General features: G+C 62.4%; 12 protein-coding genes. 3 read left to right on the top strand and 9 right to left on the bottom strand.

What is annotated here, in order from left to right; translation table 11 throughout:
* Positions 1-33 precede the first annotated feature (33 nt).
* Together BLW03_RS15585 and BLW03_RS15580 are read left to right on the top strand one after the other, a co-directional pair.
* Positions 34-1,311: a metal-dependent hydrolase family protein gene (locus BLW03_RS15585; RefSeq protein ID WP_074654943.1), complete on the top strand. Its 1,278-nt coding sequence runs from the start codon at positions 34-36 to the stop codon at positions 1,309-1,311.
* A gap of 15 nt (positions 1,312-1,326) precedes the next feature.
* A complete protein-coding gene (locus BLW03_RS15580; protein WP_074654942.1) occupies positions 1,327-1,572 on the top strand; it encodes a hypothetical protein in 246 nt (81 codons plus the stop codon).
* Positions 1,573-1,710: 138 nt separating this feature from the next.
* Here BLW03_RS15580 and BLW03_RS15575 read toward each other — a convergent pair whose 3' ends face one another.
* The 6 genes from BLW03_RS15575 to ftsZ form a co-directional block, all read right to left on the bottom strand.
* The gene (locus BLW03_RS15575; RefSeq protein ID WP_074654941.1) at positions 1,711-3,525 is read right to left on the bottom strand and encodes an ABC-F family ATP-binding cassette domain-containing protein; all 1,815 of its coding nucleotides are present in this window, start codon (positions 3,523-3,525) and stop codon (positions 1,711-1,713) included.
* Between the two features lie 4 nt (positions 3,526-3,529).
* Complete coding sequence (locus BLW03_RS15570; RefSeq protein WP_083350569.1) at positions 3,530-4,789, bottom strand: sensor histidine kinase; 1,260 nt, start codon at positions 4,787-4,789, stop codon at positions 3,530-3,532.
* An 84-nt stretch (positions 4,790-4,873) separates the two neighbouring features.
* Entirely contained in the window at positions 4,874-5,311 is a 438-nt protein-coding gene (tsaE, locus tag BLW03_RS15565; RefSeq protein ID WP_074654937.1) for a tRNA (adenosine(37)-N6)-threonylcarbamoyltransferase complex ATPase subunit type 1 TsaE, read from the bottom strand.
* Positions 5,312-5,317: 6 nt separating this feature from the next.
* Positions 5,318-6,925 (bottom strand): bifunctional ADP-dependent NAD(P)H-hydrate dehydratase/NAD(P)H-hydrate epimerase, encoded by a 1,608-nt coding sequence (locus BLW03_RS15560; protein WP_074654935.1) that lies wholly within the window; start codon positions 6,923-6,925, stop codon positions 5,318-5,320.
* 287 nt (positions 6,926-7,212) lie between these two features.
* Entirely contained in the window at positions 7,213-8,688 is a 1,476-nt protein-coding gene (locus BLW03_RS15555; RefSeq protein WP_074654933.1) for a penicillin-binding transpeptidase domain-containing protein, read from the bottom strand.
* A gap of 105 nt (positions 8,689-8,793) precedes the next feature.
* Complete coding sequence (gene ftsZ, locus BLW03_RS15550) at positions 8,794-10,332, bottom strand: cell division protein FtsZ (protein WP_074654932.1); 1,539 nt, start codon at positions 10,330-10,332, stop codon at positions 8,794-8,796.
* Between the two features lie 294 nt (positions 10,333-10,626).
* Between ftsZ and BLW03_RS15545 the strand changes: the two genes are divergently transcribed.
* A complete protein-coding gene (locus BLW03_RS15545) occupies positions 10,627-11,952 on the top strand; it encodes a sugar porter family MFS transporter (protein WP_074654930.1) in 1,326 nt (441 codons plus the stop codon).
* A 229-nt stretch (positions 11,953-12,181) separates the two neighbouring features.
* On the opposite strand, the gene BLW03_RS15540 is transcribed toward BLW03_RS15545, so the two are convergent.
* From BLW03_RS15540 to BLW03_RS15530, 3 genes are all read right to left on the bottom strand, one after another.
* Entirely contained in the window at positions 12,182-12,775 is a 594-nt protein-coding gene (locus tag BLW03_RS15540; protein WP_074654929.1) for a hypothetical protein, read from the bottom strand.
* A gap of 56 nt (positions 12,776-12,831) precedes the next feature.
* A complete protein-coding gene (gene ftsA, locus BLW03_RS15535; protein WP_083350568.1) occupies positions 12,832-14,082 on the bottom strand; it encodes a cell division protein FtsA in 1,251 nt (416 codons plus the stop codon).
* 96 nt (positions 14,083-14,178) lie between these two features.
* Positions 14,179-15,483 (bottom strand): cell division protein FtsQ/DivIB, encoded by a 1,305-nt coding sequence (locus BLW03_RS15530; protein ID WP_244502116.1) that lies wholly within the window; start codon positions 15,481-15,483, stop codon positions 14,179-14,181.
* Positions 15,484-15,507 lie beyond the last annotated feature (24 nt).

Below are 15,507 nucleotides of genomic sequence, written 5' to 3'. Positions count from 1 at the left end.
CCCGCCCGCACATCGCTATCCTGCAAGTCATCCATGAGACTTCCCCTCGCACTGATAGCGGCGCTGCTTGTCCCTGCCTCCCTGCCGGCGCAGACTTCACCTCAAGCGCACGTCATCGTGCTGCACGCCTCACGCCTGCTGGATGTGGTTGCCGGCAGGACCATCACGCCAGGTGAAGTTCTCGTAGAAGGCAATCTGATACGTGAAGCGGGCACACACGTCACTCGCCCCGCAGGTGCAGAGGTCATCGACCTGGGCGACGTGACGCTGATGCCCGGCTTGATCGACGCGCATACCCACCTTTTCCTGCACGTGGGCAATGAAGCCGGCCAGACCGTGGATGAGACCGTGCCGCAGCGCACGCTCATCGCCGCCGACGCCGCACGTACTGACCTGCTGGCGGGCTTTACTGCCGAGCGTGACATGGGCAGTGAGGGCGCTGGATGCGCGGACGCGGCCGTGCGCAATGCGATCAATAGCGGCCTCATACCCGGCCCCCGCATGCGTGTCTCCTGCAATGCGGTTGACATCACCGGGGGCCACGAAGACAACAGTGGCAAGAACCCCGAGCAACATCTGCTAAGCAACGCAGACCGTGCAGACTCCGCAGAGGATCTTATCCACGTTATGCGCGAACAGCATAAGCAGGGCGCTGACTTTACCAAGATTTATGAGACAGGACAGGACCGGCTGCGGGACGGCGTTTTCACCACCCCCTTCCAGTACACGCAGGCGGACCTAAGCACAGCCGTAGCGGAAGCAAAGCGAACCGGTTCCCGCGTCGCAGTGCATGCCACCGGCGAACCCGGGACCGGCTATGCCGCGGCAGCCGGCGTTGCCTCAATCGACCATGCCGATAACCTGTCTGCCGCGACGATGAAGCTCATGAAGGAGCACAACATCTTCGCGGTCCCGACCTTCGCCATCGGCCAGTACTTCGCCGACCATGCGGAGACACCCGCATCGGCCGCGCGCCGCCATGAAAGTGAAGCGTTCCACGCAGCGGAATTCAAAAAGCAGATGGCCGCAGGAGTTCCCTTTGCCGTTGGCTCTGACGTGGGCCCGTTTCCGCATGGCACACAGGCCCATGAGCTGGTCCTGATGCACCAGTACGGCATGCCGGCCGCGGACGTACTACGCGCGGACCTGATCAACGGCGCGAAGCTGCTCGACTGGGAGAAGCAAATCGGTCAGCTCCAGGCTGGTTTCCTTGCCGATGGCATCGCAGTGCCGGGCAATCCGCTGGAGGATTTGAGCGTCGTGGAGCACGTGTCTTTCGTGATGAAAGACGGAGCCATAATTCGCCACTGATGGAGATTGATTCCGTTGAAGCTGATCCCGGCGTCATTACGGCGTCTGTACGAGACTGTCTTTGGCTTCACGCACGCCAGCGAGAGGCGACGCGTGTGCACGGGCTGTTCCGGTGTACGTTTCGAACGGATCCCGCGCATCGGCGTGGTGCGCGCGCAGTTGATGCCCTTCTTCAACCTGTACCCGTGGCGCTGCGTACTCTGCAACCGCGTGATTTACCGCAGGCTGCGCAGAAACGGAGAGGATCCCGGGAACCGGTAATAGACCAGCAGGTGAGGACTGGGTGCCCACTCTTTCGCAGCTTCCCGCGAAAGGGTAGGGTCTGCGGGCCCCGGAATTTGCCACGTTCGCCCGATGCCCCACCCTTCGCTTCGCAAAGCATGGGGCACCCGTTCCGTACTAGCTCGCGCGTTCCGCCAGTTCTTCCCAGCGAACATACATGTCCAGCACCGCAGCCTGCGCGTCCTGCTGCTCCGTGATGGCGCGCTGCAGGGCTGTGGCATCCGTTGCAATCGCAGGATCCGCCAGCGCCGCGTCGGCCTTCGCTACGCGCGCCTCTGCATCTGCGATGCGAGCCTCCAGCGTGTTCCACTCGCGCTGTTCGTTGTAGCTCAGCTTCTTCTTCGCGTTTTCGTCGCCGGGAGCGCCCGCGGCCGCCGAAGCGGCGGCAGCCTTCGACTTCGCGGTAGGTACCGGCGCCTCAGACTCGCGCATCCAGTCTTCCCACTGCGCAAAGTCCGCAAACTTCTCCGCGCGGCCCTTGCCATCGAGTCCAAGCACCGTGGTGCTGACGCGGTTCAGCATGTAGCGATCATGCGTTACCAGAATCAGTGCGCCGGGATACTCCAGCAGGCTCTCCTCAAGAATCTCCAGCGTCGGAATATCAAGATCGTTCGTCGGCTCATCCAGCAGCAGCAGGTCCGCGGGTTGCAGCATCAAGCGAGCGATCAGTACGCGAGCACGCTCGCCGCCGCTGAGCCGTTCGACCGGCTGGTTCAGCTGCTCCCCGGTAAACAGGAAGCGAGCAGCCCAGCTCGCCACGTGGACCTCGCGTCCATTGTGCACAACGGCATCGCCCTCAGGAGCCAGTGCCCGCCGTAACGTCAGCGATGTGTCGATCTCACGTGCCTGCGAGAAGTAGACGATGCGGAGCATGTTCGCGGTCTTCACCGTGCCCCGTGTCGGCTTGAGTTCGCCAGTCAGCAGGCGCAGCAGCGTCGTCTTACCGCTGCCATTGGGTCCTACCAGGCCAACCCGCTGGCCCGCCGTGATGACGTAGTCGAGCTTGTCCAGCAGCGTGCGTCCACCAAGATCAAGCCCCGCGCCTTCCAACTCAACCAGCCGCTTGGTCTGGCGCTCGGTCGCATTGAACTCAAGACCGGCGCTGGACTTGGCCGTGCGCTGGTTGACGTCGGCGAGTTCGCCAATCATCTCGTGCGCGCGGTCGATGCGCGCCTTGCTCTTGGTGGTACGCGCCTTGGGACCGCGGCGCAGCCACTCAATCTCCGTCTTGACTTCATTTTTCAGGCTCTGCTGCGCCCTGGATTGCGCCTCGAGGAAGAGTTCTCGATCTTCAAGAAACTTCGAGTAGGTTCCCTTCACGCGCAGCGTTCCACCCGGGTAGACGCGGTTCAACTCGACGATCTCATTTGCGGCGGCTTCAAGGAAATAACGGTCGTGCGAGACGATGACGCAGGCGCAGCCGATGCCGGAGAGCAGCTCTTCCAGCCACTCGATGCCGCCCAGATCCAGGTGATTCGTCGGTTCATCCAGCAGCAGGACGTCCGGCTGCGAGATCACGCCTTCCACAATCGCCAGGCGCTTGCGCCAGCCACCAGAAAGGCTGGTCGCAATGGCATGCTCATCCGGGAAGCCGGTGCGGCCAACAGTCTCGCGGATGCGCTGTTCGCGCTCGTTATCCGGGACGTTGGCGATATCCAGGGCACGCTCCAGCACTTCGCGGACAGTAGCGCCCTTGGGAAACTCTGAAGTTTGCAGGATGGTGACGACGCGGGCCCGCTTGCGGACGGAAACTTCCCCGGTGTCCGAGTCTTCCGTACCGGCAAGAATCCCCAGCAGCGTGGATTTACCCGCGCCATTGGGACCGACCAGACCGATGCGGTCGCCGTCGGCGACGACGAGGGAGACGTCCTGAAAGAGGACCTTAGCGCCGTAGCGCTTACTGACTGACTGCGCGTTAAGAATCGGCGGCATCCGCCTAGTTTACCGGTAAAGCCGCCGATTCTTTCGCCTCAGCGTTCCCGACCGGCGAACTTGGCTTCGCCGGAAAGAAAATCCGCACAACCGTCCCGACTTGTACCCTGCTCCGAACACGCACCCGTGCCCCGTGTTTCTGCAGAATTCCCTTGGTCACCCACAGCCCCAGGCCGGTGCCCCGGATCCCCTTGGTCGTATTGAAAGGCTGGAAGAGACGGGCCATCGCATCCGGTGCGATGCCCTGCCCGGTATCCGCAACGCTGAAGAAGACGCCCTTCCTGCCGGCACTCACACCATCCCGTACGCGGACGTAAAGTTTTCCCTTGCCCCTGCCGGAGAGCGCATCCAGCGAATTCGAAACAAGATTCGTCAGTACCTGCCGTATATCGTCTGCCAGGCAAACCAGCGGGGCCGTCTGTCGATCGGTCATGACAACCTGCGCAGACGCGTGCGAGAGCCGCGTCTGAAAAAGCATGAGGATCGACTCTGCCAACTCCGCCAGGCGAACCGGCTCAGCCTGCCTCGACTGTTTGTGGAACCTCAGCGACTGCGTCACCAGGTGCGACACACGTGCCAGGGCATCCTCAGCCTGCTTCAGATAGATGCGGCGCTCCGCCTTATCCTCGGTCACTTCGACCATGTAAAGCAGGTTGGTCACGGACTGCAGAGGATTGTTGATCTCATGCGCCAATGAGCTCGCCATACGACCGACTGCGGCAAGCTTCTCCGCGGTACGCATTGCATCTGCGGTCAGCGTGTTCTCACGCATCTGCCGCCGGAGTTCCATACGGGCCATCACCTGCCGCGCCAGTGCCTCCAGCGCCCGAACCTGCTCCGTACGCATGGAACGGGGCTTCTGGTCGATCACGCAGACGGTCCCAATGACATGGCCATCCGGTGTGATCAGCGGAGCACCTGCATAAAAACGAATGCCGAGTTCTCCGGTGACCAGTGGATTGTCCGAGAAACGGTCGTCTTCCAGGGTGTCCTGCACCACAAGAACGGACGAACCGCCGATCAGGTGCGAACAGAAGCTGTCGGCCCGCGACGTCTCACGCAGATCTCCGGCGCCGATGGCGGATTTGAACCATTGACGATGGGTATCGACCAGCGTCACCAGGGAGACCGGGGTCTCGCAGATGTACTGCGCGAGAAAGGTGATGTCGTCATAACCGCGTTCATCCAGCGTATCCAGCAACTCATAGCTGTGCAGGTCTGCGACGCGTTCGGCTTCGTTCAATGGAATCGCTGCGGGTGGCACAGTTTTATTCTATGTCGAAGTTCTTGGCAGTTGTCGTCCAGTCGACATATGGTTTTCTGTTACGAACAGGGCCGCGCCGCGAAATCAGAGCATCTGCACGAAAAACCAGCGCTCGTCCGGCTCATCGCCCGGCTGAATGACTACCTGTCCGCGCGCACGCTGCATCAGTGACGGAAACTTCTCTCCCCACTCCACCAGGACCAGCGCGTCGGGCTCGACTTCCATCTCCTCGATGCCCAGCGACAGTAGTTCCTCGTCCTTTTCAAGCCGGTAGAGATCCAGATGGTACAGCTTCAGCTTCGTCCCCTGATACTCCTGCACCAGGGTAAAGGTCGGACTGGTCACATCATCGGCACTGGCGCCAATGGCCTGTGCGATTCCCTTCACCAGCGTTGTTTTGCCCGCACCCAGATCGCCCCGCAGCACCACCAGTCGCGGCGCCGGCAGCATGAGTTCGTAGATGTTCTGCGCCAGCGCCAGCGTTCCCGCGACGCTCCTCGTCTTCAACCGCTTCTCAATCATCGAAGACTATTCTCGCAAACCGCAGATCCACTCTGCTCGGTTCGCATCGAGCGTCCGATAGCGGAAGGCGTCGCTCAGGTGCGCTACCGTGTCTGTCGCCAGCACGGTATGCTGCTCCATCCGGTGCGCCGCAAAGTCCGCAGCCAGACCGTGCAGATAGACCGCCGCATTCACCGCGTCACGAATGTTGTCCTTCTCCTGCGCGACACAGGCAGCGACGATGCCCGTGAGGATGTCCCCCGAACCGCCCTTCGCCATCGATGGGTTGCCCGTAGTGTTTACGGAAACCTCTCCATCTGGATGCGCCACCAGCGTCCGCCACCCTTTCAGCACAAGGGTCACTCCATGCTCCTGTGCGAACTTCCTCGCAATGTGCACCCGATCCGCCTGTACCTCTTTCGTCGAGACGCCCAGCAGCGTCGCCATTTCGCCCGGGTGCGGTGTCAACACAAGCGTCCGGGTTCCGCCCCTGCTGGCTTCCTTCAACAATGCGGATTGCCCTTTAAAGGCGTTGAGGCCATCTGCATCGATCACCAGCGGCAGGTTCGTGGAAGCGACAAGCTTTCTCACGAACTCTGGAGCCTCGCCCTCCGTACCAAGTCCGGGGCCGATCGCGAGGACGCTGATCTTTTTCAGCAGCTTCTCCAACCGTTCCGGCGATGCGTTCGAAAGTGCAACAGCACCACTCGCGTCCTCGTCGAGCGGCGTAGTCATCAGCTCCGGCGTGATTAGCGCAACATTGTTCAGAATCGATCTCGGCACTGCGGCGGTGACCAATCCGGCGCCCGCACGAAGCGCAGCCAGCGACGCCATGGAAGGCGCGCCCGCCTTACCCGAAGCCCCGCCAATCAGCAGCACGTGGCCGTACATGCCCTTGTTGGAATCGATGATGCGCGGCTTCTCAAAGAGCCGCTTCGAGACGCCTGTCCATGTCAGACGGGTCGCGCTCTCAACCGCGTCCGCCGGGGATCCAATGGGCGCCACCACAACCGGCCCGAAGACCTCCGGTGCAGTCAGGTGCCCCAGGACGTGCGCCACCTTGGGAGCGGTGAACGTCACCACAGCGTCCGCGCGGAAGGCGCCTTCCGCTGTTATAGCTTGTGAGTCCGCGTCCCACCCTGAAGGCAGATCCACCGCAACGACAGGTTTCTTCACCGTCGCCAGCAGGTCGCGAACGGCCACTGCAACACCACGCAACGGCGGCTTGAACCCCGTCCCGACGACCGCATCAACCACGACGTCGGAAGCCTCGAGAGCGCGGCGTAGCCCCGGCACCTCCGCATCGTCGGTCACGGATGTGACATGGATTGCGGTGCGATCCAACAAGCCGAAGGCGTCCGCAGCGATGCCGCGCAGCTTTGACTCATCACCCAGCAGGACCACACTGACGTGCATGCCGGAGGAAAGCAGGGCACGCGCCGCCACGAAGCCATCGCCGCCATTGTTGCCCGTGCCGCAGAGGATGGTTACGCCAACAGAACGCGGATACTGGGCGCAGAGGAACGACGCAACGGCCGTCCCAGCACGCTCCATCAGTTCGCCAAGCGGGATACCGAAGCGCTCCGTCGTCGCGCGGTCGGCCGCACCCATCTCTGCTGCTGTCAGAATCTTCATCGTGTGTTGGATGCTACAGCGTGGAGAACTCCTCTCGGTCGGGACTTCCAAGACCTGACTGGAACAGTTCCAAGCCGGTCTTCACGGCATGCCTTCCCCTTTTTAGAATTTCGCCTTTGACTAGGCTGCACGAATCCAGACGAAGCATCTTTACGGGCAGAGCCTATCGACCCGCACTCAGGGCTTCGCCTTGGGTGGGAAGTCTCGGGCCTTCAGCCCGCCTGAAGCGTCCCCACGGACCGCACGACGGCCGGAATCACGCACGGGCAAGGATACGTTGATGCGTTTTAGCAGGCCGTCGAGTTGACGGAACAAGGAGCAGGCGACGCCCCGGGCAGTGGAGCCATCCTCGGTGTGCCGGTGGGCTCAGTCGCAGGTATCGACGAGGCCGCCGGAATCGCCGCTGGTGTTGGGCTCATGCCCGGCACTGTCGTCGTCGCCGCAGAAGGATCGGTCGCGGGAACCTGCGCCGCCACATTCGGTAGAGCGGTCTGGTGGAAGTAGCTCTTATCCGCCAGCGCCCGGTAGAAGAGCCCGGTCAACTCCGCGGCCTTGGGGCCAAAGGTCGGCCGGCCACCGGTCAGAAAGAAGACCGTCACAATGCGCCCGTTCGGTCCGTCGCCGTAGCCTGCGAACCAGCCGAAGCGTGTGCCGTTGTCGCTGCACGTGCCGGTCTTACCAAAGACTGGAAACTCATGAAAGTTAGCCCGCAAACTGCGTGCCGTGCCATACGAGGCTTCCACAGCGCCAGCCATGCCGGGCAGAATCTCCGGGATGTAGGGCTGAATGTTCAACGTGCGCTTCAGGCGAGGCGTGTAGTTGGCGACCTCTTCCGGCGTGGTCGGGTGCTGCAGGTAAAAGAGGCTGCCACCATTTGCAATCGACGCGACGATTGCGCCGAGCTGCATGGGCGTCATCTCGACGCTCTCGCCAAACGAGCACATCCGGCCGACGCCGCCCTTCGACTCCGGCAACGGATGGTCGGGATACGTCCCAAGCTGCTCGCCCGCAACGTTGTAACCAGCCAATTCGCCCAGCCCGAACTCGTTCGCATAGTGCTTCACACGTTCAAAGCCCAGCTCGCGACCGAGCTCTTCAAAGTAAGGATTCACGCTCCGCGCCAGCGCATACGTAAGATTCAGGTGATAACCGTGCCCCAGGTTGACCGGTGTGTCCTTATTGATGATGCCTTCGGACAGCGCTGCCAGTGCGACCGTCAGCTTGATCGTCGAACACGGCTCCGCACCCGGCCCAAGCGCGACCTTCTGATTCACCATGGCCAGAATGCGGCCATTCTTCGGATCGATGGCAAGGGCTGTGCCATTCATGTTGCCCAGCGCCTGGATCAGCGACGCACGGACCAGCGGGTCTTCACCCGCAGTCACATCGCCCAGCGTGATGTTGTCGACGTTCTGCGCGAATGATGGAGCGGAAAAACGCTCTGCATACCGTGCCGGAACAAAGGTGCGAACACGTCGGCCATGAATAATGGCGACAACATTCCGCCCGGCAACTGCGCGGCCCCGGCCAGCAACGACACGCCCTTTCGCCCCGCGGCCTCTTGCCGCACTGGCGGGCGCCGAAGTCCGAGCATGCGAGCGGGACGCAGCCACGCGAGAAGGCGCGTGATGGGAGGTTCCACTGGTACGCGTCATGGCAAGCGCGCCCAGGGGCGCCACTGCAACACAGACGCAGGCAAGGGCAACAGGAAGTACGGCAACGACGGCCCGGTCGCGCAGCCTCTCGAACAGGTCAAACCTCATCGTCGATTGCCTCCTGCTTCACTCGCACCGCCAGGGGTGTACTAACACTGAAGATATAGACGCAAACAAGAGTGTGCACTGCCACATTTGCGCAATGGCGACACCCTAAAGGCTTCCACGGCGTAAAAAGGCAGGAATATCCAGCTCATCGTGCTCATGCTGCGGCTCGGCCGGCGCAAGCCCGGCGAAGGTGGGGACACGCACTTCGGGCCGCAGAACAGGCTCATGCGAGACGGTCTGCTCGGTCTGCTCCGCCGGCCGCCGCTGGCGAAGAAAGAAGTCGTCGTCAAACGCGGAGGCAGGCACAGGCACCAGTTCTGCAGGTTCCGGAACGCTGGCCTGCGGCGCGGGATCCGCGGAAAAGGTAGGCGGCGCAGCGAAGACGGACGGCTGCTCCTGCGAAAACGAAGGCGTCTGGCCGGCGAACGACGGCGCCGGATCTCCAAAGGAAGGCGCAGGCGAGCCAGCCACAAAGGTCGGATTCGACTGCTCGGCGGGGGGCGGGGCGACATAGACAGGCGCCGGCACCACTTCCACACGCGGAGCCCCTTGCGGTGCAACATACCGCGGCTGAATCGGCGGCACAAAGCCCTGCTCCGCCGCAAGTGCGCCGCGCGACAGGCCGCTCTGCTCCAGCATACGTTCGCGGCGGTCGCCACTGTCCGCATTCGGCTGACGGAAGCCCGTAGCGATCACAGTGATCTTCACTTCATCCCCCAGGCGCTCGTCCAGCACCGCGCCGAAGATGATGTTGGCATCCTCATGCGCTGCGTCCTGGATCAGCGTGGACGCTTCATTGACTTCGCTCAGCTTCAGCGACGACGAACCTGTGATGTTGATCAGGATGCCGCGCGCCCCATCGATCGCGCCTGCCTCAAGCAGCGGCGATGCCATCGCGGCAATCGCTGCCTCGCGCGCACGGTCCGGTCCGCTGCGGACACCAGTGGCCATCACGGCGTAGCCCATCCCGGCCATTGTGGTCTTCACGTCGGCAAAGTCGCGGTTGATGATGCCGGGAATCGTGATGATGTCCGAGATGCCCTGGACGCCCTGCCTCAGCACATCGTCCGCGATGCGGAACGACTCGAAGAATCCCGCATCCTTCGCGACTGCGAGCAGCTTTTCATTCGGGATCACAATGACGGTATCGACCGCGTCCAGCAGCTCCTGCAGTCCGCGCTCCGCCTGCATCATGCGGCGCTTGCCTTCAAAGGCGAACGGTCGCGTCACGACCGCAACGGTCAGCGCGCCCATCTCACTCGCAAGCGATGCGATCACCGGCGCTGCGCCGGTGCCGGTGCCACCGCCAAGACCGGTGGTGACAAAAACCATGTCCGCGCCCTCAAGCGCCTCGATGATCTTGTCGGAATCTTCCAGTGCCGCACGACGGCCCACATCCGGATTCGCGCCGGCGCCCAGCCCGCTTGTCAGCTTCACGCCAAGCTGCAGCTTGACCGGCGCCATCGACGACTTCAGCGCCTGCACATCCGTGTTGGCTGCGATGAACTCGACCCCTTCAACATTCGCCGCGATCATGCGATTCACCGCATTGTTGCCGCCGCCACCCACACCGATGACCTTGATCCGCGCGCCGCGTGGCATGTCTTCGTGGTAATGAATTCGCAGGTCTTCGTCGGGCATCATGGGAAACTCCTCTTCGGTCAGGCGGGCACAAAACTTGAATCTTGAATCGCGAACGGCTCTGCGCATTTGCGCACGCGCATTACTCCCTGATTCTGGCACGCTGGGCCGATAGGACGCCCGTGCAAAACTCGTCCCCGAGGATGGACGTTCCCCTCTAGATACCTCTTTCTTTGCATCCGCCAGCCGCGAGCGACAGCGCCCCCGTTTCGGGGTCATCATGCAAGCGCCGTTGCTTCCGTGTAGAGTGCGCTGTGAGGCGCGAGGCGCCGCAAACATGCAGCAAAACGGAGACGTATGGATATCAATGCACAGGTCGCACGAGCGACCGTGGTGGCCGGGCTTGGCGGACTGTTGTTCGGCTTTGACACCGTTGTGATCGCAGGTGCGAATGCCGCGCTGACAGCGCTGTATCACCTGACCTCCGGATGGCTCGGCTTCACCGTTGCCTCTGCTTTGATCGGCACCGTGATCGGCTCCATCTTCGCGGGCATTCCCGGCCAGCGTCTGGGTCGCCGTGACAGCCTGCGCCTGATGGCCGTGCTCTACCTGCTCTCCGCCATCGGCTGCGCACTCGCGTGGAGCTGGCCTTCCCTCATCGTCTTCCGCATCCTCAGCGGCCTCGCCATCGGCGGATCCTCGGTGCTTGGCCCCATGTACATCTCGGAGCTGGCGCCGACGAAGTGGCGCGGACGCCTGGTCGGCTTCTTCCAGGTCAACATCGTGCTCGGCATCCTGCTGGCATACCTGTCCAACTTCCTGATCGGCCGCCTGAACCTCGGCGCGAACGAGTGGCGCTGGCAGCTCGGCGTCGCCGCACTGCCGGCCCTGATGTTCTTCCTTGCACTCTTCGGCATCCCGCGCAGCCCCCGCTGGCTCGTCATGGTTGGACGCCGTGAGGAGGCGCTCCGAGTCCTGCACCTGCTGGGCGATCCCGATCCGGCGATGCGCCTTTCGCGCATCCAGGCGGAGATCGACGAGGAGCGCCGCGCACACGCAGTTCCACTGTTTACCAGGACGCATGCACGCGGTATCTTCGTCGCCATCACCGTTGGGGCATTCACGCAACTGGCAGGCATCAACGCGATCCTCTACTACTCCAACACGATCTTCGGGCTGGCCGGAGCAAGCTCCATCTCGGGCTCGCAACAGTCCGTCGCTGTCGGCGCCACGAACCTGATCGCAACATTGGTTGCGATGACCCTCATCGACCGTATCGGCCGCAAAAAACTGCTGCTGGGCGGCACGGTTGGACTGGCTCTCACGCTCACTGCCGTCGGAGCGATCTTCTACACGCACTCGCACATGAATCTGCTGCTGCCGTTGCTGATGCTCTACATCGCATGTTTCGCCGTCTCACAGGGAGCGGTGGTGTGGGTCTACATCAGCGAGGTCTTCCCCACAGCAGTGCGCGCCAAGGGACAGGCTCTCGGCAGCAGTTCGCACTGGGTCTTTAACGCAGCTATCTCGTACGCGTTCCCGGTGATGCTGCGCTGGTCCACACCGGCAACCTTCTGGTTCTTCGCCATCATGATGGTCGTAGACCTGGTCATGGTGAGCACGATGTATCCCGAGACGAGCAATGTCTCGCTGGAAGACATGCAGCATCACCTGCAGCACTAATCGTCTTAACTCAATTGAAGGCGACCACCATGCGTCCCGTGCAACGGCAGAGGATGTGCGTTGTGTGCGAAGGTGACGCTGACGCGTCGCAAGCAGAGCCGATGGATACATGTTCCGTGGCAAAGGCGGACTGAAGGTCCGCGCCAGCCTGAACATGACTGCGGCTCTTGCACGCAAAAGAAGGGCACGGCTTCCGCCGTGCCCTTCTTTTGCTCAAGATCGCCTCTTCCTAATGCCGCGGCATGTGGAAGATTACGCCTACACTCACAGCCTGCACACCATTGGTCGGCTGACCGTTGCGGCCGATGTTCTGGCCGATCTCAAATTCTGGCAGACGTAGGTCCATGAATGACAGCGCATTGACTTCCAACCCGACGAATCCACGGTAGGCGAGGAAGTTGTAAGAACCAAATGGCTGCGGATTGACGCGACGCGACCAACCCAGGGAGGCTTGCGCATACGCGCGCAGCGGCTTGATCGGTGTGTGGAAGCTGGCGCGAACGCCTCCCAGCACAGAATCCATGCGCACCGCATTATCGCCCGCAATCGGGATCGAGGCCGCCTTGTTGCCCCGAAGCGAGTTGGCACGAAGGTCGATGCCAAGCCGCGCCGGACCAATCGTCATGAAGTCGTAGTAAACGCCGCCACCACCGCCGATGACGTTGTCGGTCCCTGCGCCGGGACACGCTGTCGTGGCGCTGGAACACTGCACACCCGTAGCCCGTGCGCCGGTAATGGTGCCATAAACACCCAGCTGGGCGTGCGCGACGAACGAGGAGCCAACGACGAGCGTGGCCAGGGAAAGCAGATGCCGGAAAGTCATGAACTCTAGTCTACCGAAGTGGCCTCGGCCTCTCCTGCCAATTCAGCCCATGACCATTAGAAGCTACCCGCAAAGATAGACTTCAGCTTCTGCTTCAAGCCCATCTCTTCACTGGCGCGGCGAACCTGCGTCCGATGGGTGTACAGCAGCATTCCAATGGCCGTAGCGAACTCCGGATGGGCCAGTTCTGCAGGCATGCGGGAGAGTGGGACCGGCGAACCGACGCGCGCGGGGGTGCGCAGCAGGCTTTCTGCCACGTCCAGCAATCCAGGCAGCTTGGCGCCGCCGCCCGTCAGAACAGCTCCTGTCCCGAGAGCTTCCAGTACGCCGCCCTGCCGCAGGTTGTCGCGCAACATGGTGAACAGCTCGCGTGCACGCGGCTCCAGAATCTCCGCCAGGAACCTTTGCCGCACCAGCCGCGGAGCCGTACTGCCGCCGGTGGCCAGGTTGCCGCCAACTTCAATCTCGTTCAATGAAGGAACACTGGTCACAACGCAGTTGCCGTAGGTCAGCTTCAGGTGCTCCGCCTCTTCGGTGCTCACATGAAGACCGACCGCGAGGTCGTTCGTGAAGTGATCACCACCGATCGGCAGGACTGCCGTATGGGCAACTGATCCTTCAAAGAACACCACCAGCTCCGTCGTGCTGGCGCCGATATCGGCAATGCAAACGCCAAGCTCACGCTCGTCCGCGCTCAGCACCGACTCTGCCGATGCCAGTCCTTCGTAGACCGTGTCCACAACCTCAAGCCCTGCACGATTGGCGCAGGTGACCACGCTTTGCGCAACGCCGCCGCTGCACGTGGACAGGTGCAGGTTCACCTCAAGCTTGGTGCCCACCATGCCGATGGGGTCGTGAATGCCAGGCTGGTCGTCGAGGATGAACTCCTGCGGCAGCAGGTGCAGAATCTCTCGATCGGCCGGAAGCGCTACGGAGCGCGCACGATCGACCGCTGCGCGAACTTCCTCACGCGTGATCTCGCGCATCCGGCTTCCCATGGAGATACCGCCACGCGAGTTGATGCCTCGCACGTGCGTTCCACCGACGCCAACTACTGCGGTCTCGATGCCCATCTTGGTCATGCGCTCGGCGGTCAGTGCCGCGCGATTGATCGCGTCGGCCGCCGGTCCAAGTTCCGCGATCAGACCTTTTCGCATGCCTTTCGACTTCTCGATGCCGTGGCCGCGATACCGCAAAACGCCATCCTGCAGCTCCGCCACCAGGACGCAGCTTTTCGAACTGCCAGCATCCAGAACGGTAATCAGGTTGTCGTTCTTTTCCTTCACGGCGGGGTCCCTTGGGTGCATGATAACCGGGGTCGACGGACCCACGGGGCGTTCCTTTACTTACCCGCACCCTTCCAGATGCCCCCTGCGATCAGGAAGCGAGTTCACTGGCAAATGCTAGTTGCCTGCTGCCTGTGCTGCGTGACGTTTGGCCATCCATGCCTTGATAGCTTCGACGCGTTTGTGCGTCGCAGCATCCTTCGCTGCGGACTTCGTCGCGGGCTTTGCAGGATGTGTCGGCTTCGCGCTGCTCTTCGGCGCTGTGTGTCTCACAACAGCGGGCTTCGCCGCCGCGGGCCTGGCCTGTGCGGTCGCGGCAAGTGCCCTTGGAGCTGCGGCTTCAGGTGCGGCCTTCGCAGCCTGCGGGGTCTTTGCGGGAGGCGCGGCTATATCCGTCTTCTGCGCGGCGGCATCTGGTGTGCCGGTGGCCCCGCCCACAGTGGAATCCTTGGGCGGCATCTGCAGCACTACCTGCCGCTCATAGCGCATGTCCACACTGCTCAGTCGCGTGTACTGCGAGCGCCACTCGGCAATGTGCTCCTCAAACTGCTTGTAGCGCGACAGGAAGTTCTCCGTGCCAAAGTGCACCAGAACTTCGCTGTTATGGTCCGGGATCAACGCCTTCACGTCTTCCGGATCCGACAGGTCAATCTCACTCAACAGGGCGCTGGTGCTCTTACCGTCGGAATCCAGGTCCTTCAGGAAGGCCGCGTAAAGCCGCATACGCTGCGCGCGAGCCTCCGGCTCCTGCTCCGCCTTCACGCCCGTAACCACAGGGAAGGAGTAGCTGGGATTACCGGGCGCGTCCGGCGGAATGTCGAGCAAAACGCCACTCTTATCGACCAGCCCGATGTTGCTGCCCTGCCGCACAAATGCCACAGGCACCCGCTCAATGACATGCACACGCATGCGGTTCGGCAGCAGACGCATCACCGTCGCATGCTCGACCCACGGCATCTGTTCCAGCTGCAGACGACGCTGCTCCATCGGCACGCGGAAGATGTTGCCATCTACGTCCTCGCCAAAAACGCTCAGCATCTGCGCGCGGGAGAGGTGGCTGTTGCCATCCAGTTCAACGTTCTGAGACGACGTCATACGGAACTTCTCGTTCGTCGTCATAAAGCGCACCGCGGCATAGCCGCCGGCAGCAATCGCAGCGAGCGCCAGCACGACGCCGACACCTGCGGCGATCCAGCCGTTACGCGTCTTTGGGATCAACCCGCGGCGGATGCGGCGGTTGCGACCGCTGGCTCGGAGATAAGCTTCCGTGTCGGCGTCGTCCGCGTAGTCGTCGACCAGTTCGCGGCGCGGGCGCGGCGCTTCCGCCACGATCCGCAACGCCGGAGACTCCGGGTGCGGACCTGCGTCGTCGTCAGCGTCCAACACCGCTGCCGTCCCACCGAACTGATGTAGCTTCCGCATGCCTGAGCCGGGCCGCGGAGAATC

Origin of the sequence: Terriglobus roseus (assembly GCF_900105625.1) — a bacterium.
In the GTDB taxonomy this organism is placed as follows: domain Bacteria; phylum Acidobacteriota; class Terriglobia; order Terriglobales; family Acidobacteriaceae; genus Terriglobus; species Terriglobus roseus_B.
Note: the sequence above shows the minus strand (reverse complement) of the source record. Positions and strands in the feature narration are given on the sequence as shown.

What these genes read in the sequence shown, in the direction of transcription:
- BLW03_RS15585 (WP_074654943.1), top strand. Translation starts at nt 34, where the DNA reads ATGAGACTTCCCCTCGCACTGATAGCGGCGCTGCTTGTCCCTGCCTCC.
- BLW03_RS15575 (WP_074654941.1), bottom strand. Translation starts at nt 3,525, where the DNA reads ATGCCGCCGATTCTTAACGCGCAGTCAGTCAGTAAGCGCTACGGCGCT.
- tsaE (WP_074654937.1), bottom strand. Translation starts at nt 5,311, where the DNA reads ATGATTGAGAAGCGGTTGAAGACGAGGAGCGTCGCGGGAACGCTGGCG.
- BLW03_RS15560 (WP_074654935.1), bottom strand. Translation starts at nt 6,925, where the DNA reads ATGAAGATTCTGACAGCAGCAGAGATGGGTGCGGCCGACCGCGCGACG.
- BLW03_RS15555 (WP_074654933.1), bottom strand. Translation starts at nt 8,688, where the DNA reads ATGAGGTTTGACCTGTTCGAGAGGCTGCGCGACCGGGCCGTCGTTGCC.
- ftsZ (WP_074654932.1), bottom strand. Translation starts at nt 10,332, where the DNA reads ATGATGCCCGACGAAGACCTGCGAATTCATTACCACGAAGACATGCCA.
- BLW03_RS15545 (WP_074654930.1), top strand. Translation starts at nt 10,627, where the DNA reads ATGGATATCAATGCACAGGTCGCACGAGCGACCGTGGTGGCCGGGCTT.
- BLW03_RS15540 (WP_074654929.1), bottom strand. Translation starts at nt 12,775, where the DNA reads ATGACTTTCCGGCATCTGCTTTCCCTGGCCACGCTCGTCGTTGGCTCC.
- ftsA (WP_083350568.1), bottom strand. Translation starts at nt 14,082, where the DNA reads ATGCACCCAAGGGACCCCGCCGTGAAGGAAAAGAACGACAACCTGATT.
- BLW03_RS15530 (WP_244502116.1), bottom strand. Translation starts at nt 15,483, where the DNA reads ATGCGGAAGCTACATCAGTTCGGTGGGACGGCAGCGGTGTTGGACGCT.